Consider the following 24,366-nt stretch of genomic DNA (forward strand, 5'->3'; position numbering starts at 1 on the left):
GCACCGTTGGCGAGCCGAGTTGTTACGTCTATGCGCCCAACGGTGCCACCATGCCGACATGCGCGGCTAAACACGCACGCTGTCAGGCACCGTAACAGAGTCGTCTTTTGCGTCATCTTCGGGCGCGGTTTCGGCAACGCCCGGTGTGGCCGGCGTCGAACTCTTCGCAAACCGGCCGCCCCGCAACCGGCCAAGCAGGGAGCGGCGGCCGCGGCCCAGCCAGCCGGCAATCAACACCCAGGTGGCGCCGGAGACCAACACCGCGTCGGCTGAGGCCATGATTCCGGAGAAGAACGGCAGGCCCATCAGGATTGCAATTCCCAGGTGCATGCAGAGGATTCCGAGCAGTGCAATGCGGCGGGTAATCCTGTTGAACAGCATGAACGTGAATGCGATCTGGATCAGCACGCTGAAATAGGTCACCAACACCACTGTCCAACTGAAATGGGTGGCCAGATCGGACAATGCGGGGAATACGCCGTAGAAATCGGACTTCAGCGGGTAGTACATGGCCGTGCCGTTTTGCCACAATGAACCCTGGACCTTGTAGAGACCGGCCTCGAGGTAGACGGTGCACAGCTGCGCGACCACCAGGCACAGTGCCAGGTTGTGCAGTACGGTGCCCACTTCGGTTTCCTTGGAGTTCTTCCGGGCACGACGGCGGGAATCCAGCGACCAGCGCCGTGAGACGTCGGCGAAGATCAGGTAGATCAACATGATGCGGAAGAAGTAGTTTCCGCCGTCGGCAATGGCGACGTTTTGGGCATTGATCCCCGCGTAGAAAACGAACAGCAAGGGTGTGACGATGCGGGTTCGCCAGCCGAGGAGGAACGCCAGCGCCAGCACGATCGCTGCCACGTACCAGAGCCAGAACGGGCCGGTGCCGGCATGGCGAAGGAGGTTGAGCGGCCACTGGTAGCCCAGGATTTCCCGGTAGCCGTCCCAATAGGCCGAGCCCGGGCCCCAGACGCGGGCGGCCACGGGGATGTTGAGGACAAGCCAGCCGAGGACCAGGAACCCGGATGCGATCCGCATGACCGCCAGGCCGTAGTCCGCATGCCGGTTGCCGGTGAACCATTCGGTGATCATGTTGATGAGCTTCACCGGCGCGTATCGGTTTTTCTTGATCCAGCCTCGAATTGTTGCGGGGCTTTCGGCTGGTTCGGACTCGGAGCCTGTGGCCTCGGGGCTTGCCACCGGCGGTGTGGTTGAGTTTTTAAGTGTCATTTCCAGGCCGCCATTGCACTATCGTCGAATTTCATCACGTCACGCCAGCCAATGTAGATAAAGCTGGATTCGGGTTTGTCCACTGCGTCGTTCCGCTGTTCGAAGGGGACGACGGGGTCCCTGCGCATCCGCACTTCGACCAGGGAGGCTTTTCCGCCCCACAACTCAAGCGCCTTGAGGGAGGCGAACCCCACGGCAACGTCCTCGAGACGTTGGTAGTTCATCAAGGTGTTGAGGTCCGCGGCACCGTACTTTTCGGCCGCCGCCGGCGAGTTCAGGTCAACCCCGAAGACGGGCTGGCCGGCAATGTGGTTGCCCTGTGCCATCTTGGATTGCTCGCTTGAGAGCTTGTCGGCTGCCATCCAGAAGCGGGCGTTGACCACCTTGGACTGTTTTGTGCCTCTGTTGGAGAAGATGTTGAACCGGGCGGATTCCATTTCCTGCTCGGTAACGTTTTGCCAGTCCGAGAACACGGCACCACCGCTGGCGCCTTTGGCGCAAACGGTTTCCGAGCTCAGGCATCCCCGCATCAGGAAGTACTCGTCCTGCGAGTACACGCCGGGGGCGAAGAGGCTCCACCCCTGGTCAAGGGGGCCAAGGAAGTATTTGTTCAATTCCGGCTGGAGGGAGTCCTTCAGCGGTGTCTGCGGACCGGTGAATGCCAAGGTCGCAGCCATGTGCGCTCCGGCCAGGAGTCCCCCGATGATCAGGACGACTGTGGAAAGTCGTCCGATACGCCTAATCTTCACGAATTGCCTTCTTTTGAGTGCTTCCGCCAATGCTTGAAATGGCGGCTAAATCTTGGGTGCAGAGTCGGGGCCCATCCGTGTGGATGGGCCCCGGTCCGGTCATGCTAGTTGTTAGGCATTCTTGCGCTTGCGATTGATCGCAAGGGCGCCCATGCCGATGAGCAGCAGCAGTGCCGCCCCGCCGAGGATCAGGCCGGTTGAGCCTGCACCCGTCTGGGCCAGCGAGCCGTTGCCCTGTGAATTCGCAGCAGTGTTGGCTGCGGTGTTCACGTTGGTGTTGGTTGCCGAATTCACCGAGGTGTTGGCGGCAGTGTTCACGTGCGTGTTGACCGAGGTGTTCGCCTCGGTGTTCACGTTCGTGTTGGCAGCCGTGTTCACCGAAGTGTTCGCGGCAGTGTTCACATTCGCGTTCACCGAGGTGTTCGCTGCGGTGTTCACGTTCGTGTTGGCAGCCGTGTTCACCGAAGTGTTCGCCGCGGTGTTCACATTCGCGTTCACCGAGGTGTTTGCTGCGGTGTTCACGGAAGTGTTCGCTGCGGTGTTCACCGAAGTGTTGGCAGCGGTGTTCACGTTCGTGTTCACCGAAGTGTTGGCGGCCGTGTTGTTCGCGGTGTTGTCCGTGACCTTGATGACGGTGAAGCTGGTCATGTCGGTCGCGCCCGTTGCGTTGTCGGTTACCAGCAGCTGGTAGTCGCCCAGGGCCAGGTTGGTGGTGGCAATCCGCAGTGCGATCTTGCCCTCACCGTCGATCTCCAGCGTTTCGGTCAGGACGGTTCCAACCGGACCGGCCAGAGCCTTGGGGGTTACCGTGCCGGCATTGGCGCCACTCGGTGCCAGGACGACGGTCGCCGTCTTGCCTGCCGAGAACTTGATGCCTGTCAGCAGCGTGGAATCACCCTTGACGACGGTCTTGGGCGTGACATCCACCTTGACCAGGGGCATGGCGGGATCGTTGACAACCAGGTACTTGCTTGTGGCTTTGCCCGTGGTGTTGTCAATGACGGTGACCTTGTAGGTCCCCGCCTTCAGGTCCTTGGTTGCGATTGAGTAGTCGATGGTGCCATCGGCTTCAACTGCCAGGTCATTCGTGAGCTCGGTGACGATACCGGTGTCGCGATCGGTGATCTTGACGGTAGTCGTTCCCTTAGGCGTGTAGTTCTCGCCCACAACAATGGACTTCTGGCCAACGGTGACAACCGCAGGAACCAAGTCGAAGTCCTGGCGAACAGTGTTGTCGGCCGTGTTGGTCGACGTGTTGGCTGCCGTGTTCACGTTGGTGTTCGCGGCAGAGTTCACGTTCGTGTTCGCAGCCGTGTTCGTCTGCGTGTTCACGCCGGTGTTAGCGGTGGTGTTGGCAGTCGTATTCGTCTGGGTATTGACGCTGGTGTTCGCGGCAGAGTTCACGTTGGTGTTCGCGGCCGTGTTCGTCTGCGTGTTCACGCCGGTGTTAGCCGTCGTGTTGGCAGTCGTATTCGTCTGGGTATTGACGCTGGTGTTCGCGGCAGAGTTCACGTTCGTGTTCGCGGCCGTGTTAGCGGTCGTGTTCACGTCCTTGTTGTCCGCGCCATTCGCCTGCGTGTTAACAGCCGTGTTGGCAGTCGTATTCGTCTGCGTGTTGACGTTGGTGTTGGCAGCGGAGTTCACGTTCGTGTTCGCAGCCGTGTTCGTCTGCGTGTTCACACCGGTGTTAGCCGTCGTGTTGGCAGTCGTATTCGTCTGGGTATTAACGTTGGTGTTCGCGGCAGAGTTCACGTTCGTGTTCGCAGCCGTGTTCGTCTGCGTGTTCACGCCGGTGTTAGCCGTCGTGTTCGCGGCCGTGTTCACGTCCTTGTTGTCAGCACCATTCGCGGCCGTGTTACTGGCCGTGTTCGTCTGCGTGTTCACGCCGGTGTTAGCGGTCGTGTTGGCAGTCGTATTCGTCTGGGTGTTGACGTTGGTGTTCGCGGCGGAGTTCACGTTCGTGTTCGCAGCCGTGTTCGCAGCCGTGTTCGTCTGCGTGTTCACGCCGGTGTTGACCGTCGTGTTCGCAGCTGTGTTCACGTCCTTGTTGTCAGCACCGTTCGCGGCCGTGTTAGTGGCCGTGTTCGTCTGCGTGTTCACGCCGGTGTTAGCCGTCGTGTTGGCAGTCGTATTCGTCTGCGTGTTCACGCCGGTGTTAGCCGTCGTGTTGGCAGTCGTATTCGTCTGCGTGTTCACGCCGGTGTTAGCCGTCGTGTTGGCAGTCGTATTCGTCTGCGTGTTCACGCCGGTGTTAGCCGTCGTGTTGGCAGTCGTATTCGTCTGCGTGTTCACGCCGGTGTTAGCCGTCGTGTTGGCAGTCGTATTCGTCTGCGTGTTCACGCCGGTGTTAGCCGTCGTGTTGTCGGCCGTGTTCACATCGGTGGGCGAATCGTTGGTGACCTCCAAAGCCGTTTCGGCCTTGTCATTCGCCGCGGTGCTGGCCTTGACCTTGAAGTCCTTGGCAGCCTTGGTACCCGCGGGGACGGTCAGCGTGCCGTCGATGGTGCCGGTCGCAGATGACGTCACGACCAAAGGTGCGCCAACGTTAGCGCCCTGTCCATCCACAAGCTGGATCGTAACGGCCGTGTTCGCAGGCCAGTTGGCACCGGTCACCTTGGTGGTTGCGCCATCCTTAACGATCTTCGGCGTTGCAATCACTGTCGGCACCAGGACCGGATCTGCGTCCAGTGCGCGAACCGACGACGACGCCAGGTTCACCGTGGCAGCATTGACTCCCGGGAGAACCGTCAGCTTCAATGCAGTCACGGAGAATGATCCGGCACCCAAGAGGCCCGGCTTCGCAGGAGTTTCCTCGGTGGGCTGAGCATTGAGCGTCAGCTGGACAACCTGGGCGAGAGTGGTGTTGATGACCGGCGAAAGCCCCGTCAGAACCGGTGCCGTGACGGCGCCAACAAGCCCGCCAACTCCGTTGAGGATCGGGTTCAGCACGCCGCCAATGACGGGCGTGAGTGCGGGGAGAAGCGTACTAGCCAAGGCAGTGATGATGGACCCGAGGGAAATGCCACCCAAAAGTACGAGATCAGATGTCACCACCGGCTTTGTCCCGGAAGTGCCAAGGAAATCTCCGAGGGTCCCGTTGATGGTTACATTGCCCTTTCCGACGGAACCCAACACAACCGTGGTCACATCCGCATTCGTCTGCACCGTGAGGCCGATTGAATTGATCGCGTTCTTGACCTCCTGGGTCACGGTCGCGGTCAAATCGTCAACTGCCAGTCCGAGCGCGGTGGTGATCGCCGCGAGCGTCTTGGCGTTGATGACGGGCGTGTTCGGCGCCTGGCCATTGAGGCCGTTGGCTGCGTCGAATGCCTTGGCAAGGTCGATCGTGACGATCCCATTGCCCAGGTTGATGGACGCGATACCCTTCGGGTCACTCACGTTCTTGGTGATCAAGTTGTCCTTGACACCCTTCAGCGCCGTGTTGATGCCGGGGGCAGCGATGGTGGTCGGGCCGAGCTTGACCTTCGCGACTCCAACATTCAAGTTGACCGCATCAACGATGCTGCTGATGGCTGTCAAAAGGGAACCGTTGGTCCCAACAACACTGTTCAGCGTGGTTCCCACACCGTCAATCGTGGTGCCCAGGGTGGTGGCCAGCTTGCCCACCACCGGGCTGTTGATCGTTACCTTGGCATCCGCCACGACGTAGTCGGAAGCAACTACCGTCTTTTTCTTTGATCCGGATGAACCAAGCGCACCGATTTCCAGCTTCAGGTCTTTGACGACGGGGCTGGTAACCGGATCAAGCCCGAGTTGGGCCAGCAGGCTGGTCAGGTTGACTTCGGCATTGCCCCTGGCGCCGGGTGCGGCGGCCGCGAGGTCAAGCGCGCCATTCGCGTCAACGACGCCGGCGCCCGCGACGGCATTCGAGGCCGCCGGTGCAGCTGCGTAGCTGTTCAGGGCCCCGAGCGCGCCCAGGTCCAGCAGGCCGTTCTGGTTCGCAGCCGTCTTAAGCAGCGGCAGATTCAGCCCTCCCAGGTCCAGGTTCAACCCCGTTTGGGCCCCCAGGACACTCAGGTCAATTGGCTGAAACTTCGGTCCCACGTTGCTGGGGTTGCCGGCTTGCGAGTAGGCCGCCCCCAGCAGGTCCAAGCCAAACAGGTCAGTTGAGAGAACCTGACCCAATGCCTCCGAATTATCGGCGGGCGCCGCGTTTGCGCCGGCCATGGGCAAGAGAACCATACTGGCGGCGACACCGCCCGCCAGCCATCCCCGACCGCGGCGCAGGCGTGAATTTCGCCCGCTCTCGCGATTCTTTTGATTAATACTCAATTGATTCCTTCCCCATTACACTTTTCGAAAAGTAGGGCGCGATGACAGACCGCCCCAATTCAAAACTATGTATTCGACCGGAGTAATAACGGGCTCACTTGTCCAAGTTTTACTGACCGCCAGCCATATAATTAGTAGCCAACCGGCTAAAGGAAATAAGACACCCGTCGAAAGTGCGATTGGGGAACTTTCGCACAATTTTCACAAGGCGGCGCAAACCCGCAATGTTTTCGGCAAAGTTCATGCGTCCAATCGTGAGCCATCCGGATAATCGACGCGGATCTTTCCGTTTCAAGAACACGACAAAGGTCCAGCCTTCATCCTTTCGTGACCAGATCGTTACGAATCCGAAGACAAAAAAGTGCCCGCCGAGGCGGGCACTTTTGGTGTTTGGTTCGTCACATGCTAGGGGTGCCGGACGAAGATCCGGCGCGGCGGCTAGGACAGCAATGCGTCCACAAAGCTCTCGGCATCGAAGGGAGCCAGGTCGTCGGCGCCCTCGCCCAGTCCCACCAGCTTGACCGGAACTCCCAGCGTCTTTTGGATGGCGACGACGATCCCGCCCTTGGCCGTGCCGTCCAGTTTGGTCAGCACGATCCCGGTGATGTTGACGACGTCGGAGAAGACCTTGGCCTGGGTCAGGCCGTTCTGCCCCGTGGTCGCGTCCAGGACCAGCAGCACCTCATCAACGGTGGCCTGCTTTTCAATGACGCGCTTGACCTTGCCCAGCTCATCCATCAGGCCAACCTTGTTCTGCAGGCGGCCTGCGGTGTCGACCATGACCACATCGACTTCCTGCTCAATCCCGGCCTTCACGGCCTCAAAGGCGACGGAGGCAGGGTCGGCGCCATCGACGTCGGACTTCACGGTGGGCACCCCAACGCGGGCGCCCCAGGTGGCCAGCTGCTCGGCGGCGGCGGCACGGAAGGTGTCGGCCGCGCCAAGCAGCACGTCCTTGTCCTCGGCAACCAGCACGCGGGCCAGCTTGCCGACGGTGGTGGTCTTGCCCACGCCGTTCACGCCCACCACCATCAAGACGGCCGGTCGGTTATCGTGGCGAGCAATGTTCAGGCTTCGATCCATGGACGGGTCCACGAGCTTGATCAGTTCCTCGCGGAGCATTGCCTGGACGTGTTCCGGGCTGCGGGTGCCCAAAACCTTCACGCGCTCACGCAGCGTGTCAACGAGTTCCATAGTGGAGTCCGTGCCGATGTCGGCCAGCAGCAGGGTCTCCTCAACCTCTTCCCACACGGATTCGTCAATGGAGTCCTGTGACAGCAGTGCCAGCAGCCCCTTGCCGAGGGCATTGTTCGACTTTGAGAGCCGGGCACGCAGGCGCACCAGCCGCCCCTCGACGGGAAGCGGCTTCTCCAGCGCCGGGGCCGCCGGAATTTCGGGCTCAACAACCGCCTCAAGGTCCGACGCCGGCGCCGGGGCTTCGGGGCGCTCCTCCAGCAGCGTGCCGGCCGACGAAGTAGCCGGCCCGTCAAGATCCTGGGGCGCGGGATCATTGGCGTCCCGCGGTCCCGTGTAGTTTTGGCTGTTCCGCCGTGCCTTCAGGAAGACAGGGACAAGGCCGCCGATGACGGCGAGCCCAATGACGATGTACAAGATGATGGCAAGAGATTCGTTCACCTCCCCAGTCTCTCACGCAGCCCCTCCGAGCCGCGTTGGGCAACGGGTGGTCGCCGCAGTTGCGGCGGCCACCCGTTGCTGTGGCAAACTCAATGCTGATGTCCTCCAATTCCCTTGCCCCCAATCCCCGCGCCCTCACACCAGGCGAAAAGCTCCCCCGCGAGATCAAGGTCCTTGTTGCCGCCGCCTTCCTGATTGCCATTGGTTTTGGCATCGTGGCCCCAGTGCTGCCCCAGTTCGCGCAAAGCTTCCATGTCAGCGTCGGTGCGGCCGCCGTCGTCGTGAGCGCGTTTGCCTTCACCCGGCTCATCTTCGCCCCGCTCAGCGGCGTGTTGGTGGAACGCCTGGGTGAGCGCCGCACCTACATTTTGGGGATCTTGATTGTGGGCGCGTCGTCGGCGGCCTGCGCCTTCGCCCACAGCTACTGGCAGCTGCTGCTCTTCCGCGGGCTTGGCGGCATCGGCTCCACCATGTTCACCGTTGCCGCGATGGGCTTGCTGATCAGGCTGGCTCCGCCGAAGGCCCGCGGCCGGGTGTCGAGCCTGTATGCGGGCTCATTCCTGCTCGGCAACATTGCCGGCCCAGCGGTGGGCGGGCTCCTGGCCGGTTTTGGCCTGCAGCTGCCATTCCTGGTCTATGCCGGAGCCCTGGTGCTGGTGGCAATCCTGGTGGCCACGCAACTGCCCGCCGCCAAGGCCGTGCCGGCTCAGTCCGGTGCGTCCGTGCCGGCACGCAAGGAAGTACTGCCCTTGCGCACGGCGTTGGGCATCCCCGCCTACCGGGCCCTGCTGACCTCCAATTTCGCCAACGGCTGGTCGGCGTTTGGGATCCGCATGGCGCTGGTGCCGCTCTTTGCCTCGGCCGCCCTGGGCGCCGGACCCGAGGTGGCCGGCATTTCCCTGGCGGTGTTTGCCATCGGCACGGCCGTGGCGTTGACGTTCTCCGGAAAATTGGCCGATACCTGGGGCCGGAAACCGATGATCCTCTCCGGCCTGGCCGTGAACGGCGCGGCAATGGCCGTCTTGGGCCTGACCGGCAATGAATTTTGGTTCTTTGTGGTCTCGGCCATCGCCGGCCTGGGCAGCGGGCTCATGGGGCCGGCCCAGCAGGCCACTGTGGCCGACGTCATTGGCAACAACCGCTCCGGCGGCAAGGTGCTGGCCACCTTCCAGATGAGTTCGGACCTGGGTGCGATCATCGGCCCCATTGCCGCCGGCCTCCTGGTGGACACTTTTTCCTATGCGCCGGCGTTCGCCATGGCCGCCGCAGTTTCCCTGCTGAGCCTGTTGTTGTGGCTGCCGGCCAGGGACCCCCAAAAGGACGTGGTGGCGCCCCTCTCCGCCGGCGGCAAACCCTAGCGTCCGGCTAGACCACCGGCTTCAGCGCCCGCAGGGCCACGGAACCGCCAACGGCGGCGGCCAATTCCACGAGGGCCTGCCCGTGCAGCGTGCACAACTCTGCCGCGCGGCCTGCCGGTGCGCCGCCGTCGAAGTCGCCGCCGTGCAGGAACAGCTCCGGGGCCAGGACCTGGGTGCCAAAGAATCCGGACAGCGTCGCCGCCAGTTCGCGGGTGCCCAGGAAGTGCGCCGGGGATGCGCCGGTCATGACGATCGCGGTGGGTGTTCCGGCGAGCGGCTCGTCGCCGGCCTTCCGGTCGATCTTCTCCAGCAGCGTCCGCAGTACCGCCGTGTGCGAGGCCCGGTAGGTGGGGCTGCCGAAGACGACGGCGTCCGCCGCGGCAATGCGCGCCACGGCCTCCGGGTCGTCGTGGCGGATCAGCTCCGTCTGCGCGCCGGCGTCCGCGGCACCGGCCAGGACCGTCGCGACGGCCGCCGCCGTCTTGCCCGGCCCGTACGGGCTTCCATCGATGCCAAGCACGATCATGCGAGTGCCCCGAGCAGGGCCGGGCTGTTGCTGACCCGGGCGTAGGAGCCCTTGTAAAACAGCAGCGGTTCGGCCTCGGCCCGTGCGGCCAGCGCCCGGACGGCCGCGACCACGATGGTGTGGTCGCCGCCGTCGAACTCCTCGTGCAGTTCGCAATCCACCCAGGCCAGCGCCTGGTCCAGGACGGGGTTGCCCAGCGGTGAGGGCGAGTGGCCGACGCCGGCAAACTTGTCGGCTCCCGAGCGGGCGAACTGTCCGGACAGGTGCTCGTGTTCGGCGGGCAGGATGTTGATGGTGAAACTGCCCGCGGCCCGCAGCAACGGCCAGGTCGACGACGTCCGGGCCGGGCTGAACGTGACGAGGGCGGGCTCCAGCGACAGCGACGCGAACGATTGGCAGGTGAATCCGGCCGGGCCCTGCGGGGTGGCCGCGGTGATGATGGTCAAGCCCGTGGCAAAGTGCCCCAGGACGTTGCGCAACTGCTGCGGGGTGACGGGTGGATGGGATGTCATGGCGAGTCCTTTCAAGGCGGTAATGCCACACAACCACCCCCGCACCGGGTGTTCCAAGGCCGGGGAAATGCACGGAAACACGGCTCAACACCGGTCAACATGCCGTTACGCGGCGTAACAATTCCGCACCACCCGCCGCAATCCGTCACGGCACTTTGGCGACCACCAGCTCCATCCGGATGTCCAGGTGGATGTCCTCCAGGTCCTCCACCTGCATGACAGGCACGGCCTGCGTGCTCCGGTTGCCGGCCGGGTGGGGGGTGTCCGGCAGACCCAACCGGGCGCGAAGGGAGGTGCCGGCCGGATCCGGGTGGTCCGCGGGATAAATGCCGCGCAGTTGAAGCTGGGGAACCAGGTGGTTCACGATGTCCTCGAGCTCGTGGGGAAACATCCACGGCATGACGGTGAACCCGTCCACGGCCCCGGTCCTGGCGAAGTCCAACAGTTCATCGGCAACCCCCTGGTACGAGCCAACGAACGCCACCTGGTCCCAGGCCGATTCCGGCAGCTGTTCCCGGATCCATTCGGCCTTCTCCACGGCCTCCCCGTCCGTCTCGGCCAGGACAAATGTGGCTGCCTGGAGGATCAGCACGTTTCCGGCGTCACGGCCCGCGTCACGGCAATCGGCGGCCAGCTCGCGTCTCAGGGCCAGCGCGTCGCCCAGCCCGGCCGGGCCCGTCTCGACGACGTCGGCATGGCGGGCCGCGAACAGCCGCTCAGCCTCGGTGTGGCCCGGCAGGACGACAACGGGGCGGTAAGGCGCCGCGGGCCGGTTCCCGGTTCCCAGGCCCACGCTGAACTGGTGGCCGCCGTGCTCAAACGATCCCAGCGGCTTGACGGGGCCCGGCCGGGTGTTCCGAGCATTTGCCGCCGCCGACCACGCGTCCCACAGCCGTTCCGCGGCCGGCAGGAAGTCCGCAGGGTCCTCGCCGTCGGGCAACAGCTGCCAGGCTGCGCGGCCACCGGAGAGCTGGTCAAGGGTGGCGATCCGTGCGGCCTGGTCCGCCGGATCGTCATGATCCGGCGCCACCGCCGCGGCCAGTCCAATGCCTGTCGTCACGGCCGCGAGACCTGCCAGCAGGGTGCCGACGTCGTTGGAGCCTGCCGGATCCGCGGCGATATCGGCGCCCGGATCCCCTGCCAGCCAATACCGCTCGTCGAGGGTCAACAGTGAAAAGTGCCCGCGTTCGGCCGTCTGGGCGGCGGTGCGGAGTTGCTCAAAACTTGTATGGGCGGCCGGACCCGGAAGGCTGACGCCCAAATGGAGCCTGCCGGTGGGCGCAAATCCGGAACCGGGTGCGGGCATGCGGGTCATGGTGCCTCCTGCGGGCATGGGGTGGGGCGGTTTCACCCGGTGTTGCGGCCGGTGGGCCAAGTACATCGAGCGTTTCACATGCGCCGGGTGCGGCCGTTGCAAACCGTAATGTTCCGCCCCCTCGCAGCAGGAAAACCGCGGCTGCGAGGGCCATTTTGTGTCTCCGCGATACTCCCCACGAACGGCCGTTACCCCGTGTATCCGCGGGTTTCCGGCGCTTTGGATCCGGTTTGCCCACTGCCGGATAGTTGCTGGCATCACCATCAATGCTCCACCGATTCGCAGAGGAAACCATGACACGTCTCACCGCAAAATCAGCCCTGACCGTCGCCCTGGCGGCAACCACACTGTTGGGCCTGGCGGCCTGCTCCGATCCCTCCGCCAGCGCCGCCCCCGAACCGTCCACCACGTCCGGGGGCAAGGTGTTCAACCTGTCCCCGAATCAGGACCGGGTGCCCGTGACCGTTGACCCGGCGGCGGCCGCTTTGGTGCCTGCGGACATCAAGAAGGACGGCAAACTGACGGTGGCGGTCAGCCCCTTCGCCGCCCCGCTGGCCGTATACGCCACCGACAACAAGACGCCCGTCGGCAATGAGGTGGATATCGCCGTCGCTCTGGCCCAATCGCTGGGACTGCAGCCGGACATCGTGCCGACGGCGTGGGCGGACTGGCCGCTGGGCGTGGGGTCCGGCAAGTACGAGGCCGTCATCTCCAACGTGACGGTCACCGAGGAGCGCAAGCTCAAGTTCGACTTTGCCAGCTACCGGGAGGACAAGCTGGGGTTCTATGCCAAGGCGGACAGCCCCATCACCAAGGTTGAGTCCGCCCCGGATGTGGCCGGCAAGAAGATCATCGTGGGATCCGGCACCAACCAGGAGGCGATCCTGCTCGCCTGGGACAAGGAGAACCGCAAGAACGGCCTGGCGCCGGTCGATTTCCAGTACTACGACGACGACTCAGCCTCCACACTGGCCCTGCAGTCCGGCCGTGCCGACCTGACGTTCGGGCCCAACGCAACGGCAGCGTACAAGGCGGCCACGGATGAAAAGACGAAGCTCGTGGGCCTCGTGGACGGCGGCTGGCCGTTGAAGGCAAACATCGCCGTCACCACGAAGAAGGGCAACGGGCTGGCCGCCGCCGCGCAGGCCGGCCTGAACCACCTGATCGAGGATGGCAGCTACGCGAAGATCCTGGCCCGCTGGGGCCTGTCCGAGGAAGCGGTCAAGGAATCCGAGCTGAACCCGCCGGGGCTGCCCAAGAGCTAACTGCGCTTTGGGAACCGTGCTGCGGGAACCGATGGCCGGGTGGGAAAAGTCCCTACCCGGCCGTCTGCATTTCCCCCATTCGCTGGATTCCCCTGGCGCGCGTCGAGTAGTTTTGCAGCAAGAGTCTGCCGGCAAGAAGGCCGCGGCCGCATCACCGAGACCCCTTTTGAGGAGCCTTGATGGCATCCGAGACAACCACACAGCGCCAACAAAGGTTTGGGCGCCTGATGGAACGCGCCGATGGCCGGGAATTCCCGTACTACAACGGCAGCCCCGTTGATATGGCCGGCTGGAAATGGGGAGTACTGGTCCTGGCCTGCGTTGCCGGCATCGCGGCCCTGATGTTCTACCCGGCCGCCAATGACCTCCAGGCGCTCGTTCCCCGCTTCCTGTTCGCGGCCATTCCGCTCGCGGCGCTGGTGGCTTTCACGGGACACCATTGGAAAGCATTGTTCAAGAAACTGGCCCCCGCCGACTACCTGAACATGGTCTTCTTCTGGCTCCTGAACCTTGCGGTCTCAGGAATCGTCGGCCTCGTTGTCATGGCCATTTTCGGCGCCAATGCCAACCCGGCAACCAACGGACTCCTCGACGGCGGCCCGGCCCAGATCATCTCTTTTTATGTGGGCACCGGCGTCCAGCTCCTCGGCGAGGAGCTCTTCACGATCCTGCCGTTCCTCGCCGTCATGTACCTGCTCTTCACCAAGGCGAAGCTTTCCAGGAACACCTCGGTCATCCTTGCCTGGCTGATCACGGCGGCTTGGTTCGGCGCGGCCCATCTGCCCACCTATGGCTGGAACTTTGCGCAAGCATTCCTTGTGATCGGAGCAGCCCGGCTGGTCCTGACCCTCGCCTACATCAGGACCAAGAACATCCTCGTGTCACTCGGTGCGCACGTCCTGAACGACTGGACCATCTTCACGATCGCCCTCGTGGGTTCCGCCGCGGCCGCCCACTGACAGCACCCGCCGCCAACTCAGACGCCGTATCACTTTTGGTGCATTTCCCGTCAACGCCTGTGCAATCGCTGCACAAGCGTTGGCGGAAAAGCTGCCAAAAGTGATACGGCGTCGGGGGTGGTGGGGCGGAGCCCATCCCTCCTGCGATGTCCCTACAGTTGTTGCTGCCCCACGGCCAGTTCCAGTTTGAGGCCGCCGGCGGCATCGTCGTCAGCCTCCCGAGACCGCACCGGCACCGGCAGGCCCAAGTGTTCGCGCAGCGTGTGCCCGGCGTACTCCGTCGGGTACACGCCGCGTTCCTGCAGCTCGGGCACCAGGTGGTTCACGATCTCATCCAGGCCGCTGGGAACCAGCCACGGCGAGATGTTGAAGCCGTCCACCGCACCCGTCTGGGCGTAGCGGGCCAGGGTATCGGCAACATCCGTGTAGGAGCCGGTGAACGTGGCGTCGACCCTGCTCGTCTTGCCGGAGACGAATTGCCGGATCGATTGCCCCTTGTCTTTCGCCTCCGCCCGCCACTGGTCGGCGAGCTGGCGGGCCTTCGCCCCGTGAAAACCGCTGCCCCTGGTCTCCGAGGTCTCAACCACCACGGGGTCAATCTCCGGCAGCGGCCCGTCGGGGTCGTAGCCGGACAGCTCCCTGCCCCAGAACTGCTCAAGGTAGGCGAGGGCCTGCTCCGGGCCGATCTGCAGGCTGCGGACCCACTCCTTCTTCTCCAGGGCCTCCGACGGCGTGGCCGCGAGGATGAACTCGCTCGCCGGCATGATCTTCACATCGTTGGCACCGCGTCCGGCCCGCACGGTCCTGGCCACGATGTCGCGGCGGAAGGCCACGGCGCCGTCGTAGGCCGGATGGGCGGAGAAGATGACGTCGGCCTGGCGGGCCGCAAAGTCGCGCCCCTCCGGCGAGTCCCCGGCCTGGAATAGCACGGGGCGGTACTGGGCGCTGCGCGGCAGCCGCGGCGTGTAATCCACGCTATAGTGCCGGCCGTCGTGGCGAACGCGCCGGACCGAGCCGGGTGCCTGCCAGGCCGGGGCCGTCTCGGAACCGGAAATGGCATGGCCGTCCCAGGCGTCCCAGATCCGTTTCGCGGTCTCCACGAACGCCTCCGCGTGGGTGTACCGATCGGCGTGGTCGAGGTAGCCGCCGCGGCGGAAGTTGGCCCCCGTCCAGGCATTGTCCGTGGTGACCACGTTCCACGCCGCCCGCCCACCGGAAATCAGGTCAAGGCTCGAGAGCCGGTGGGCCAGGTGGGCGGGGTCGTTGTAGGTGGTGTTCTGCGTGGCCACGAGCCCGATCTTATTGGTCACGCCCGCGAGCGCGGCCAGCATGGTCTGGGCGTCGGGGCGGCCGGCCACGTCCAGCGCGTGGGGCCGGCCCAGGTGTTCACGCAGCCGCAGCCCCTCGCCGAGGAAGAAGGCCGCGAACAGTCCCCGCTCTGCCGTCTGGGCGAGCCGGCGGAAGGAATCGAACTCGGTTTGCGAGCCGGACTCCGGGGCTTTCCAGATGGTGCCGGAGTTGACGCCCTGGAAGAAGATGCCGAATTGCAGTTGGCCACTGGGCTTGAAGCCGTGGCCGATCTCTTGGTTTTCGCTCATGTCGCTCTCCTCCTAGTTTCCGACGCTTGCGTAGCGGTTGGCCGGGCGGCCCAGTCCCAGCAGCTCCCGGAACGTGGCATCCGGAACCACGGGGGCCAGCGCGCCGCGCCTGCGCAGTTCGGGCAGGACAAGCCGGGACAGCTCATCCAGGTCCACGTCCAGCACTGCCGGGTGCAGGCGGACGCCGTCGGCCTTGGCCAACACGTCGGCAAGCAGCTCCACCAGGCCGGCGGCGTCACCGGTGTAGCGGGCCCGGGTACTGTGCCACGGGGTGTGGGCGTCCAGTTGGGCCACGCGTTCGGCGGCGCTTTGGCCGCGGGCGTCCAGCACCACGTCGATCTCGGCGATGACCGCCACGGCACCCTCGGAACGTTCGCGGAGGTTGTCCACCGCGGCGGCCAGTTGTCCCAGTGACGGTGCGGAAATCAGGACGGCGTCGATCCCGGCCGCAGAATTGTCCGCGGCGAGCCCGGTCGCCACCAAGCCTGCGGGCGCGAGCACCGGCAGCTGCCCCTGCAGCGGGCGCGGAATGATGGCCGGACCCTTGACCGAATATCCAGCGCCGGGAAAGTCCTCGCCGGTTTCAAAGTCGGCGTAGTGGAGCTTGTCCACGTCAAGGTATCGGCCGGTCTCGACGTCGCGGATCACGGCGTCGTCCTCCCAGCTGTCCCACAGGCGTCGGCTGACCTCAACGGACGCCGCGGCCTCCAGTGCCAGCGCCGCACCGTCCACAATGTCCCGTCCGACGGCGGCCCCCTCCCGTTCGGTGCCGCCGGCGGCGACCAGCCAGCCGGCGCGCCCCCCGGAGACGTAGTCGAGGCTGGCCAGCTGGGTGGCTACATGGAACGGTTCGGTGTAGACGGTGTCGACCTCCGGGACCAGCACGATGCTGCGGGTCAGCGGTCCGGCGAACGCGGCCCGCTGCACCGCATCGAGGCGCCCCCCAATATCAGCGCCACCACCCGGAGACAGGGGCCCGTCGGAGAACGTCGCCACGTGGAAGCCCGCGGATTCCGCCGCCAGCACGGTGGAGCGGACGCGCTCCCCCGTCAGGAGGTCCGCCGGCGCGTGCCGGGCGGCCCGCCAGGCGGCCGGATGGGCGCCGTCGCCGTCGAGCTCCAGGGCCAGGAAGCCCGCCCGGGCCTGATCGCCGGCGCTCACAGGGAGCCCTCGCGCTCAAGCGGGGTCTTTTCGCCGGCCTCGACGGCCACCGTGAGGTGGTTCTCCGCCGGTGGCAGCGGGCAGGTGGCCAGGTCCGTGTAGGCGCATGGCAGGTTCACGGCCCGGTTGAAGTCCAGCACAACGGGTCCGCCGGTCTCCGGGGCGGAGAACGTCAGCGAGCGGTTGGCCGCGTAGGTGGTCACCCCGGAGGTGGCGTCGGTGAACAGCACGGTGAACGTGCCGGGGGCGTGCCCGTTGAACACGGTGAGTGATTGTTCCTGTCCGCCGAGCCGGAATCGGAGCTGGCCGGGGGCCTGATAGACGTGGTGGATGCCTTCGACGGCGGCACCCACCGTGGTCTCGCGCGGCTGCCGGAACGGCTCATAGCGGGCCGGCACCGCAAACCCTTCATCCGGGGCGTAGGCGGGCGTGCCTTGGTAGTTGCGCAGCAGCGCGTTCGCAGGGTCCCGCGGGCGCAGGATGTACTCGCCGCCTCGCTTGGCCAGTTCCAGCACGGTCTCGCCGTAGCCAAGGTTGAAGCCGTCGCGCTCCGCGATGGGTCCGAAGGCGAGTTCGCCGGTGCCGGTGTTCAGTTCCACGCCGTCGCGGCGCAGGCTGTCCCCCTCGCCCAAGGCGACGCGCACGACGTCGTCCTCCACCCGCCAGGTGCCCGGCGCGCCGGCGAGCGCCGTGGCCTCGGTCCCCAGCCAATGCAGCTCGGTGACGGCCAGGAAGCCGTGGGGGTCGCTGCGCAGGTGCTCATGGTTGGCGTGCCAGTGCTGCCAGTCGGTGGCGAAGGTGTCCGCCCGGGTTTCAGTGGATGTGTGCAAGGACATGGTTGCTCCTATGGTTGGCGTGGTCGGTGGCGATGATGGTGGCGGCGTCCGCTTCCCGGGCGCCGGCAAAGGCGGGGCGTCCGGCGTAGGGGTCCCCGGGCTCCCACAGGGTGGTGGGGGCGGCGACCCGGACGGCCGGGATGACGTCGGTGGCGAAACGTTCCAACAGCTCCAGCTGCTGCTCGAACGGCAGCGTGGTGGGCAGCGAGATGGACTGGAGGTCGTGGCCGTACAGGGCGTGATAGCCCAGGATCTTGTCGATGACTTGCTCGGGGCTGCCCACCAGGGCGGGTCCTTCGGCCACGGCGTGGTCGATGTCCCGGTATGGCGAATTGTTGCCGGGCACGTTCCGGCCAGACGTCAGCGCCTCGTAGACGGGGCCGAACTGGCGTTTGGCCTCCTGGGTGGTGTCCGCCAGGAACACGCCGCCGGCCCCGCTGCCCGAACCCAGATACTGGTGCCGGGGATCGTGGCCGTGCCGCGCATATTCCTCGCAATAATGGTCGATCAGCACCTTGTAGTTCTCCCGCGGCTGGATGGCGTTCGCCGTGAACAGGGGGTCTCCCCACAGGGCTGCGAGTGCGGCGGACGCCAGGGACGTGGCCGAGCCGTGCCAGACGCGCGGCGCCCCGGCGAAGGGGCGCGGCGTCGTCGTCGTTGGCTCCGTCAACGGGGACCGGAAGCGCCCGGACCACGTGACGTCCCCTTCCCGCCACAGGCGGCGCAGGAGCCCGTACTTTTCCGCGAGCAGCTCCCACTGGTCATCCAGGGACAGCCCGAAGAGCGGGTACTGGAGCACCTCGTTGCCCTTGCCGATGACCAATTCCAGCCGTCCCCGGCTGAGCTGGTCGATCGTGGCATAGTCCTCCGCCACCCGGACGGGGTCCAGCACCGAGAGCACGGTGACACCGCTTTGCAGCCGGATGGTGGAAGTCACCGCGGCGATGGCGGCCAGCACCGTGGTGGGCGAGGAGGAGATGAACTCCCCCGCGTGGCGCTCCCCCACCGAGAAACTGTCGTAACCCAGTTCCTCGGCCAGGCGGGCGGTCCGCACCACCTGGTTGAGCCGGTCGGCGGTGGAGACGATCTCCCCCGTCACCGGGTTTTTCAGGTGCGGGATGATGTCAAGGACCTGGAATTTCACTTGGCACCCGGCGTGTAATTGGCTTCATTGACGGTGGTGGCGGCCGGGACGGCTTCATCCGTGAGGCCCCAGCGCGCCAGAACCTTCGCGTAGGAACCGTCCTTGATGGCGGAGTTCAGGGCGTCGGTGATGGCCGGGGCCAGGCCGTTGCCCTTGAGCGTGACGGCGGCAACGAGGGTCTCGTTCGGCCAGCCGGCATTGACCTTGCCCACGATCTTCAGGTCGGTGCGGGTGTTGGCCAGGTACACGGCGGACGGGTACGGGGCCAGGTTGAGGTCGGTCCGCCCGGAGGCGAGGGCCAGGATGGTGTCTGCGTCGGAGGAGTAATACTGCAGCACGGCCGGCTTCTTGCCCTCCGCCTCGAGTTGCTTGTTCCAGGCCAGCAGGATCTTCTCCTGGTTGGTGCCCGAGCCAACGGAAATCTTCAGCCCGGAGATGTCCTCGGCACCCTTGATGTCATAGGTGGCGGTGCTCTTGGCCTCGAAGCCCATGAACGCGGCCCGGTAGCTGGAGAAGTCGAACAGCTTGACCCGGTCCTTGTTGATGCCGACGTTGGAGAACACGGCCTCGAAGTCCCCCGACTGGGTCTTCAACGGCCAGTTCTCCCACGAGGTGACCTGGACGTCCAATTTCAGGCCGAGCTTGTCCGCCACCAGCTGGGCGATGTCGATCTCCGAGCCGATGGGGGTCTTGTTGTCGGTTGCGTAGTAGCTCAGCGGCACGGAGCCGGCCGTGGTGCCCACCGTGAGCGCACCGTCCTTGGAGATGGCCGCCGGGACTTTTGCTGCCGCGGCCGGGTCTTTCTGGTCGCGGATCCTGTCCTGGTTCGGGGAGCTGTTGTAGACCACACCGTTGCGTGCCGCCGTCGTCGGCTGGTTGATGGAAGCCTGTGCGCCGGGGTCGGAGCAGCCGCTCAGCAGTGCCGCCGCGGCAAGTGCCGTGGTGAGGACGACGGCGGGTAGTCCGGTTTTGCTGCGCAGGCGCGGGCGGCGCGGGAAGAGATCAGTCATGGGGTGTGGTCCTTAGATGTTGAAAGCTGGTTCGATGATTTTGGAGAGGAAGCTCTTGGTGCGTTCCTCCTGGGGGTTGCCGAAGACCTCCGCCGGGGTGCCGCGCTCCACGATCCGGCCCTGGTCCATGAAGATCACAGTGTCGGCCACGTCGCGGGCAAAGCCCATCTCGTGGGTGACGATGACCAGCGTGGTGCCGGAGGTGGCCAGTTCGCGGATGACGTCCAGGACCTCGTTGACGAGTTCGGGGTCAAGGGCGGAGGTGGGCTCGTCGAAGAGCAGGATCTTCGGGTCCAGGGCCAGCGCGCGGGCGATGGCCACGCGCTGCTGCTGGCCGCCGGAGAGCTGGCGGGGGTAGGCGCCGGCACGGTCCTTCAACCCCACCCGGTCCAGGAGTTCCAGGCCGCGGCGGCGGGCCTCGGCCTTGGATTTGCCCTGCGCCACGACGGGCGCCTCCACCACGTTCTCCAGCGCCGTCAGGTGCGGGAACAGGTTGAAGTTCTGGAACACCATGCCGATCTCGGTGCGCTGCTTGAGGATCTCCTTTTCGCGGAGCTCATGCAGGGTGTGCCCGCGCTGCCGGTACCCGACCAGGGCGCCGTCGATGGTGATGTAGCCGGAATCGACCTTTTCCAGGTGGTTGATGGTGCGCAGCAGCGTGGACTTGCCGGATCCGGAGGGGCCCACGATGACGGCCACGCCACCAGGCTGCACGGTCAGGGACACGCCCTTGAGCACTTCCACGGCACCGTAGCTCTTGTGGATGTCGGTGATTTCGACCAGGCCGCGGGTTGCGGGGCGGGTTTCGGTGATGGTCATCGCAGGTCCCTAACGGTGGTGCGGAGGGTGAAGAACTTCCGGGCCTTTTGCAGCGGGGTCAGCGGCAGTGTCCGCACCGCGCCCTTGGCGTAGTGCCGTTCGATGTAGTACTGGAAGACGCTCAGCACGGACGTGATCACGATGTACCAGAGCGTGGCCACGAGCAGCAGCGGCAGGACTTGCTGGGTGCGGTTGTAGATGACCTGGACCGTGTAGAACAGCTCCGAATAGGCCAGCACGTACACGATGGAGGTGCCCTTGACCAGGCCGATGATCTCGTTGAACGCCGTGGGCAGGATGGATCGCATGGCCTGCGGCAGCACGATCCGGGTGGACCGGCGCCAGGCCGGGATGCCCAGTGCGGACGCGGCCTCCAACTGGCCCTGGTCCACGGAGAGGATGCCGCCGCGGATGATCTCAGCCGAGTAGGCTGCCTGGTTCAGGGTCAGGCCCAGGACGGCGGCCGCGAATTGGCTGATCAGCGTGGTGGTCTGCACCTCGAAGAAGTTGATGCTGGTGAACGGGATGCCGAGGCTGACCTTCTCGTACAGGTAGCCCAGGTTGTACCAGAGCAGCATTTGCACCAGCAGCGGGGTGGACCGGAAGATCCAGGAGAACGTCCAGGAGACCGAGACCAGCAACGGCGACGCGGAGAGCCGCATGAGGGCCAGCACGAATCCCAGGACAAATCCGAGGGTGCCGGCGATGACCGTCAGCTTCAGGGTTTCGCCCAGTCCGCGCAGCACGGATTCGGCCGTGAACCATTCCGCCAAGACGCCCCATTCCCAGCGCGGGTTGGTGGCCAGCGACCATGCGATGGCGGCCACGCCCAGGGCGACCACCACGGTGCCCACCCAGCGCCACGGGTGTTTCGCGGCGACCAGCCGGTAGCCCGTGTAGTCGGTGGCCGTGGAGATGGGGCCTGTGGAGTTGGTTCCTCTGTGGTTGGGGCCGGGCCGGGTTGGCGTGCCGAGGTCCCGTGCCTCGTCGCCAGGATGGTCCGTGCCGGAGCCTGCGCCGGCAACTGGACCGGCACCGATGCCGGGAGCCGGCGGGTCCGTCACCTGGGCACCCCCCGTTGTTGCAACGCTGTTCGTTGCCGCAGCGCTGTCTGTTGATGTAGCGCTCATGTGCCACCTCGCTTCTTCCAATGGATGTTCGGTTGTTCGATGGCTGCAAATCTAGGTGCCGGAACGGGACCGTTCCAAGGCGGCCGTTGCACTGCGTCACCATCGGTCGCACGGCGTCATATGTCGGTTTTTTGCCTTCATTGACCCGCCGTGACGCGGGGTGAACGGGCATGACCGGCGCCTGTGAAAGGCCGTCCACGGCTGCCTAGCATGGGGACTCCCACCGTCGTGTGACGGGTTCCCGGACACGGGCCGGAATCCGCAACGGGACCTCTAGAACAAGCAACCGGCAAATCCAGGAGACACCATGAACGCACACACCCCAACAGTGGTTTTTGTTGGCGGCGGCCCGCGCACGGCCGGTCTGCTGGAACGCCTGGGCGCCAACGCGCCGGACCTCCTGGCGGGGCCGCTCCAGATCCATGTGGTGGAGCCGTTCACTCCCGGTTCGGGGCGGATTTGGCGCTACGAACAAAATGCATCGCTCATGCTCAACTCCACGGCCGGCGACGTGACCATGTTCACCGATGCATCCGTGGTGTGCGAGGGCCCCGCCGCGGACGGCCCGGACCTGGCCGCCTGGGCCGCCTCGGTGGCTGCCGGCACCCTGGCCAACGCCCCGGCGCTGTCCCCGGAACTGCTCGCGGAGGCTGTGGCGTTGAGTCCGGAATCGTTCCCCACCCGCCGCCTCAACAGCGCCTACCTGGAGTGGTTCTTCCGCCGGGCCGTGGCCGCGCTGGCCCCGCACGCCGAGGTCACGATCCACAAGGACACCGCCTTTGGCATCTCGGACGACCATTCGCCCGAGGGCCGTCGGCTGGTCCGGCTGGCCGGGGGCGCCACTGTCCCGGCCGACGTCGTCGTGCTGGCCGTGGGCCACACTGACGCCGAGGCTGACGGCCGCTCCGCCGAGTGGTCCGCGTTTGCGGCCCGGCACGGCGGCTTCCATGCGGCCCCCGCCTACACGACGGACGTCGACTACGGCGCCCTTGCCCCGGGATCCGACGTGATTGTCTCCGGCATGGGACTGGCGTTCGTGGACCTGGTGGTGCTGCTCATGGAGGGCCGGGGCGGGCGCTTTGACGAGCACGACGACGGCGAACTGCGCTATGTGCCCTCCGGCGCCGAACCTCGGCTCTGGGCCGGATCACGCCGCGGCGTGCCGTACCACTCAAAGATCACCGCCACACTGCGCGGCGAGGCGCCGGGCGCGCCGCGGTTCTTCACCAGGGACGCCGTGGACGCCCTGCTGTCCACGCACGGCGAGCTCGACTTCCACACCCAGTTGTGGCCGCTCATCGCCAAGGACGCCGCCCACGCGTACTACCGTGAGCTGTTCACGGGCAGCCCGGAACGGGTCAGCCTGGGGTGGGAGGAGTTCTCCCACCGTTTCGAGGCCCTGGACTGGTACGCCCCGGAACGCGTTTCCCTCGTGGACGGCGCCGTGCCGGATCCCGCACTGCGGCTGGACTTCGAACACCTTGACCATCCGTTGGCCGGCCGGCAGTTCGCCAACAACGCCGCAGTCCAGGAGGCGGTGTCCGCGCACATCGCGAACGACCTGCGCGTGCGCGACGGCGGGGACCACCCCGAGACGCTGGCCCTGTTCCTGGGACTCCTGACGGCGTACATGAATTTGGGCGCCCTGGTCCCCGCCGAACGGCTCAGCGCCGCGTCCCAGGCGGCGGTGCACGGCTGGTGGCACGGCTTCTTCAGCTTCGTCGACTCGGGCCCGCCCCCGCACCGGCTGCGCCAAATCCAGGCCCTTCACCGGGCCGGGCTGCTGCATTTCCTGGGCCCCGGGCTTGCCGTGGCCGTCGATGAAGCCACGGGAGATTTTGTGGCGACGTCCGCGCAGGTGGCCGGGGAGGTGCGTGCCAAGGCGTTCATCGAGGCCCGGCTGCCCGAGCCCACGGTGGTACGCTCGGCCAATCCGGTGCTGGCGAATCTCCACGCCGCCGGCCAGGTGAGCGAGCAACAACTGCTCACGGCCGACGGCACCGTCGCCACGGGCCGGCTGCTGGTGACACCCACCCGCAACGTGGTGGGACCCCGTGGCGAACCGCAGCAGCACATCTTCGCCGTCGGGCCGGGCACCTCGGCCTGGGGATCCGGTGCCTTTGCCCGCCCCAACAGCAACGCGGCGCCGTTCCGCGAAAACGACGCCCTGGCCCGCACCGTGCTGCAAAGCCTTGCGGCACGCCAGGAAACCACCCCGCAACCCGCCCTGATCGGAAGGAACCCCAGCCATGCCCCTTGAAACCGCGCCCAGGGAAGAGCTGCACAGCGAAGACCTACACAGGGAGGACACCCGCCGGGAAAATACGGAGGTGACCGTCCTGTCCCTGCCCATGCACGATCCTCGCGTCCGGCCTCTGCTTGACCAGCTCGCCGTCGAATACGAAAGCCGCTACGCGGACCTGTTCGGCCCGGGATCGGCGGTCAAGGAGTTGAACAAGTACCCGGCGCACGAATTCGCGGCACCGCACGGCGCCCTGATCATCCTCGAAGAACACGGCCAGTCCGTGGCGGGTGGCGCGTTCCGCCGCCATTCGCCCGGCACGGCGGAGTTCAAACGGATCTGGACGCACACGGACCACCGCCGCCGCGGCCTGGCCCGGCGGGTGCTGGTGGAATTGGAGGCCGCCGCCGCGGCGCTTGGCTACACGGAGGTGTACCTGACCACGGGTCCGCGCCAGCCCGAGGCGAGGGCGCTGTACCTGAACACCGGGTACCAGCCGCTGTTCGACGTCGACGCCGATCCGGCCACGCTGCCGTTCCTGGCGTTTACGAAGCCCCTTCCCCAACTATGACGCACTTGTTGCTGAA

At 65.7% G+C, this 24,366-nt stretch carries 19 protein-coding genes; 5 read left to right on the forward strand and 14 right to left on the reverse strand.

Features of this window, described 5'->3' with window-relative positions:
- Positions 1-66: 66 nt before the first annotated feature.
- From AL755_RS14720 to ftsY, 4 genes are all read right to left on the reverse strand, one after another.
- The gene (locus AL755_RS14720; protein WP_082369331.1) at positions 67-1,227 is read right to left on the reverse strand and encodes an HTTM domain-containing protein; all 1,161 of its coding nucleotides are present in this window, start codon (positions 1,225-1,227) and stop codon (positions 67-69) included.
- Positions 1,224-1,976, reverse strand: a complete 753-nt coding sequence (locus tag AL755_RS14725; protein ID WP_150117132.1) for a DUF5819 family protein — start codon at positions 1,974-1,976, stop codon at positions 1,224-1,226. Before AL755_RS14725 ends, AL755_RS14720 begins: the two co-directional genes overlap by 4 nt.
- A gap of 111 nt (positions 1,977-2,087) precedes the next feature.
- Positions 2,088-6,164 (reverse strand): choice-of-anchor G family protein, encoded by a 4,077-nt coding sequence (locus AL755_RS14730; protein ID WP_054011651.1) that lies wholly within the window; start codon positions 6,162-6,164, stop codon positions 2,088-2,090.
- Positions 6,165-6,707: 543 nt separating this feature from the next.
- Positions 6,708-7,904, reverse strand: a complete 1,197-nt coding sequence (gene ftsY, locus AL755_RS14735) for a signal recognition particle-docking protein FtsY (RefSeq protein ID WP_054011652.1) — start codon at positions 7,902-7,904, stop codon at positions 6,708-6,710.
- A gap of 98 nt (positions 7,905-8,002) precedes the next feature.
- On the opposite strand from ftsY, the gene AL755_RS14740 reads away from it, so the two are divergent.
- A complete protein-coding gene (locus tag AL755_RS14740; RefSeq protein WP_054013086.1) occupies positions 8,003-9,262 on the forward strand; it encodes an MFS transporter in 1,260 nt (419 codons plus the stop codon).
- A gap of 7 nt (positions 9,263-9,269) precedes the next feature.
- Here AL755_RS14740 and AL755_RS14745 read toward each other — a convergent pair whose 3' ends face one another.
- The 3 genes from AL755_RS14745 to AL755_RS14755 form a co-directional block, all read right to left on the reverse strand.
- Positions 9,270-9,788, reverse strand: a complete 519-nt coding sequence (locus AL755_RS14745; protein WP_054011653.1) for an NAD(P)H-dependent oxidoreductase — start codon at positions 9,786-9,788, stop codon at positions 9,270-9,272.
- Positions 9,785-10,300 carry a flavin reductase family protein gene (locus tag AL755_RS14750; protein WP_054011654.1) on the reverse strand — a complete coding sequence of 172 codons (516 nt, stop codon included), beginning with the start codon at positions 10,298-10,300 and terminating at the stop codon, positions 9,785-9,787. Before AL755_RS14750 ends, AL755_RS14745 begins: the two co-directional genes overlap by 4 nt.
- Positions 10,301-10,445: 145 nt before the next feature.
- Positions 10,446-11,615, reverse strand: a complete 1,170-nt coding sequence (locus AL755_RS14755; RefSeq protein WP_054011655.1) for an LLM class flavin-dependent oxidoreductase — start codon at positions 11,613-11,615, stop codon at positions 10,446-10,448.
- A gap of 293 nt (positions 11,616-11,908) precedes the next feature.
- Between AL755_RS14755 and AL755_RS14760 the strand changes: the two genes are divergently transcribed.
- Both AL755_RS14760 and AL755_RS14765 read left to right on the forward strand, forming a co-directional pair.
- The gene (locus AL755_RS14760) at positions 11,909-12,880 is read left to right on the forward strand and encodes an ABC transporter substrate-binding protein (protein ID WP_054011656.1); all 972 of its coding nucleotides are present in this window, start codon (positions 11,909-11,911) and stop codon (positions 12,878-12,880) included.
- Between the two features lie 179 nt (positions 12,881-13,059).
- The gene (locus AL755_RS14765; RefSeq protein ID WP_054011657.1) at positions 13,060-13,839 is read left to right on the forward strand and encodes a CPBP family intramembrane glutamic endopeptidase; all 780 of its coding nucleotides are present in this window, start codon (positions 13,060-13,062) and stop codon (positions 13,837-13,839) included.
- 152 nt (positions 13,840-13,991) lie between these two features.
- On the opposite strand, the gene AL755_RS14770 is transcribed toward AL755_RS14765, so the two are convergent.
- From AL755_RS14770 to AL755_RS14800, 7 genes are read right to left on the reverse strand one after another with little or no spacing between them, the layout of a single operon-like run.
- Positions 13,992-15,437 (reverse strand): NtaA/DmoA family FMN-dependent monooxygenase, encoded by a 1,446-nt coding sequence (locus tag AL755_RS14770; RefSeq protein ID WP_054011658.1) that lies wholly within the window; start codon positions 15,435-15,437, stop codon positions 13,992-13,994.
- Positions 15,438-15,449: 12 nt separating this feature from the next.
- Entirely contained in the window at positions 15,450-16,598 is a 1,149-nt protein-coding gene (locus AL755_RS14775; RefSeq protein WP_054011659.1) for an LLM class flavin-dependent oxidoreductase, read from the reverse strand.
- Positions 16,595-17,434: a DUF1684 domain-containing protein gene (locus tag AL755_RS14780; protein ID WP_054011660.1), complete on the reverse strand. Its 840-nt coding sequence runs from the start codon at positions 17,432-17,434 to the stop codon at positions 16,595-16,597. The genes AL755_RS14775 and AL755_RS14780 overlap by 4 nt, the downstream gene beginning before the upstream one ends.
- Positions 17,412-18,578, reverse strand: a complete 1,167-nt coding sequence (locus AL755_RS14785; RefSeq protein ID WP_054011661.1) for an LLM class flavin-dependent oxidoreductase — start codon at positions 18,576-18,578, stop codon at positions 17,412-17,414. The genes AL755_RS14780 and AL755_RS14785 overlap by 23 nt, the downstream gene beginning before the upstream one ends.
- Positions 18,575-19,588: an ABC transporter substrate-binding protein gene (locus AL755_RS14790; protein WP_054011662.1), complete on the reverse strand. Its 1,014-nt coding sequence runs from the start codon at positions 19,586-19,588 to the stop codon at positions 18,575-18,577. Before AL755_RS14790 ends, AL755_RS14785 begins: the two co-directional genes overlap by 4 nt.
- A 12-nt stretch (positions 19,589-19,600) precedes the next feature.
- A complete protein-coding gene (locus tag AL755_RS14795) occupies positions 19,601-20,407 on the reverse strand; it encodes an amino acid ABC transporter ATP-binding protein (protein ID WP_054011663.1) in 807 nt (268 codons plus the stop codon).
- Entirely contained in the window at positions 20,404-21,537 is a 1,134-nt protein-coding gene (locus AL755_RS14800) for an amino acid ABC transporter permease (RefSeq protein ID WP_237762492.1), read from the reverse strand. Before AL755_RS14800 ends, AL755_RS14795 begins: the two co-directional genes overlap by 4 nt.
- 307 nt (positions 21,538-21,844) lie before the next feature.
- Here AL755_RS14800 and AL755_RS14805 point away from each other — a divergent pair, with 307 nt between their 5' ends.
- Together AL755_RS14805 and AL755_RS14810 are read left to right on the forward strand one after the other, a co-directional pair.
- Positions 21,845-23,797, forward strand: a complete 1,953-nt coding sequence (locus AL755_RS14805) for an FAD/NAD(P)-binding protein (RefSeq protein WP_054011664.1) — start codon at positions 21,845-21,847, stop codon at positions 23,795-23,797.
- Between the two features lie 91 nt (positions 23,798-23,888).
- Positions 23,889-24,350 carry a GNAT family N-acetyltransferase gene (locus tag AL755_RS14810; protein ID WP_237762728.1) on the forward strand — a complete coding sequence of 154 codons (462 nt, stop codon included), beginning with the start codon at positions 23,889-23,891 and terminating at the stop codon, positions 24,348-24,350.
- The last annotated feature ends 16 nt before the right edge of the window (positions 24,351-24,366 follow it).

The sequence above is a fragment of the Arthrobacter sp. ERGS1:01 genome (assembly GCF_001281315.1).
Taxonomy (GTDB): domain Bacteria; phylum Actinomycetota; class Actinomycetes; order Actinomycetales; family Micrococcaceae; genus Specibacter.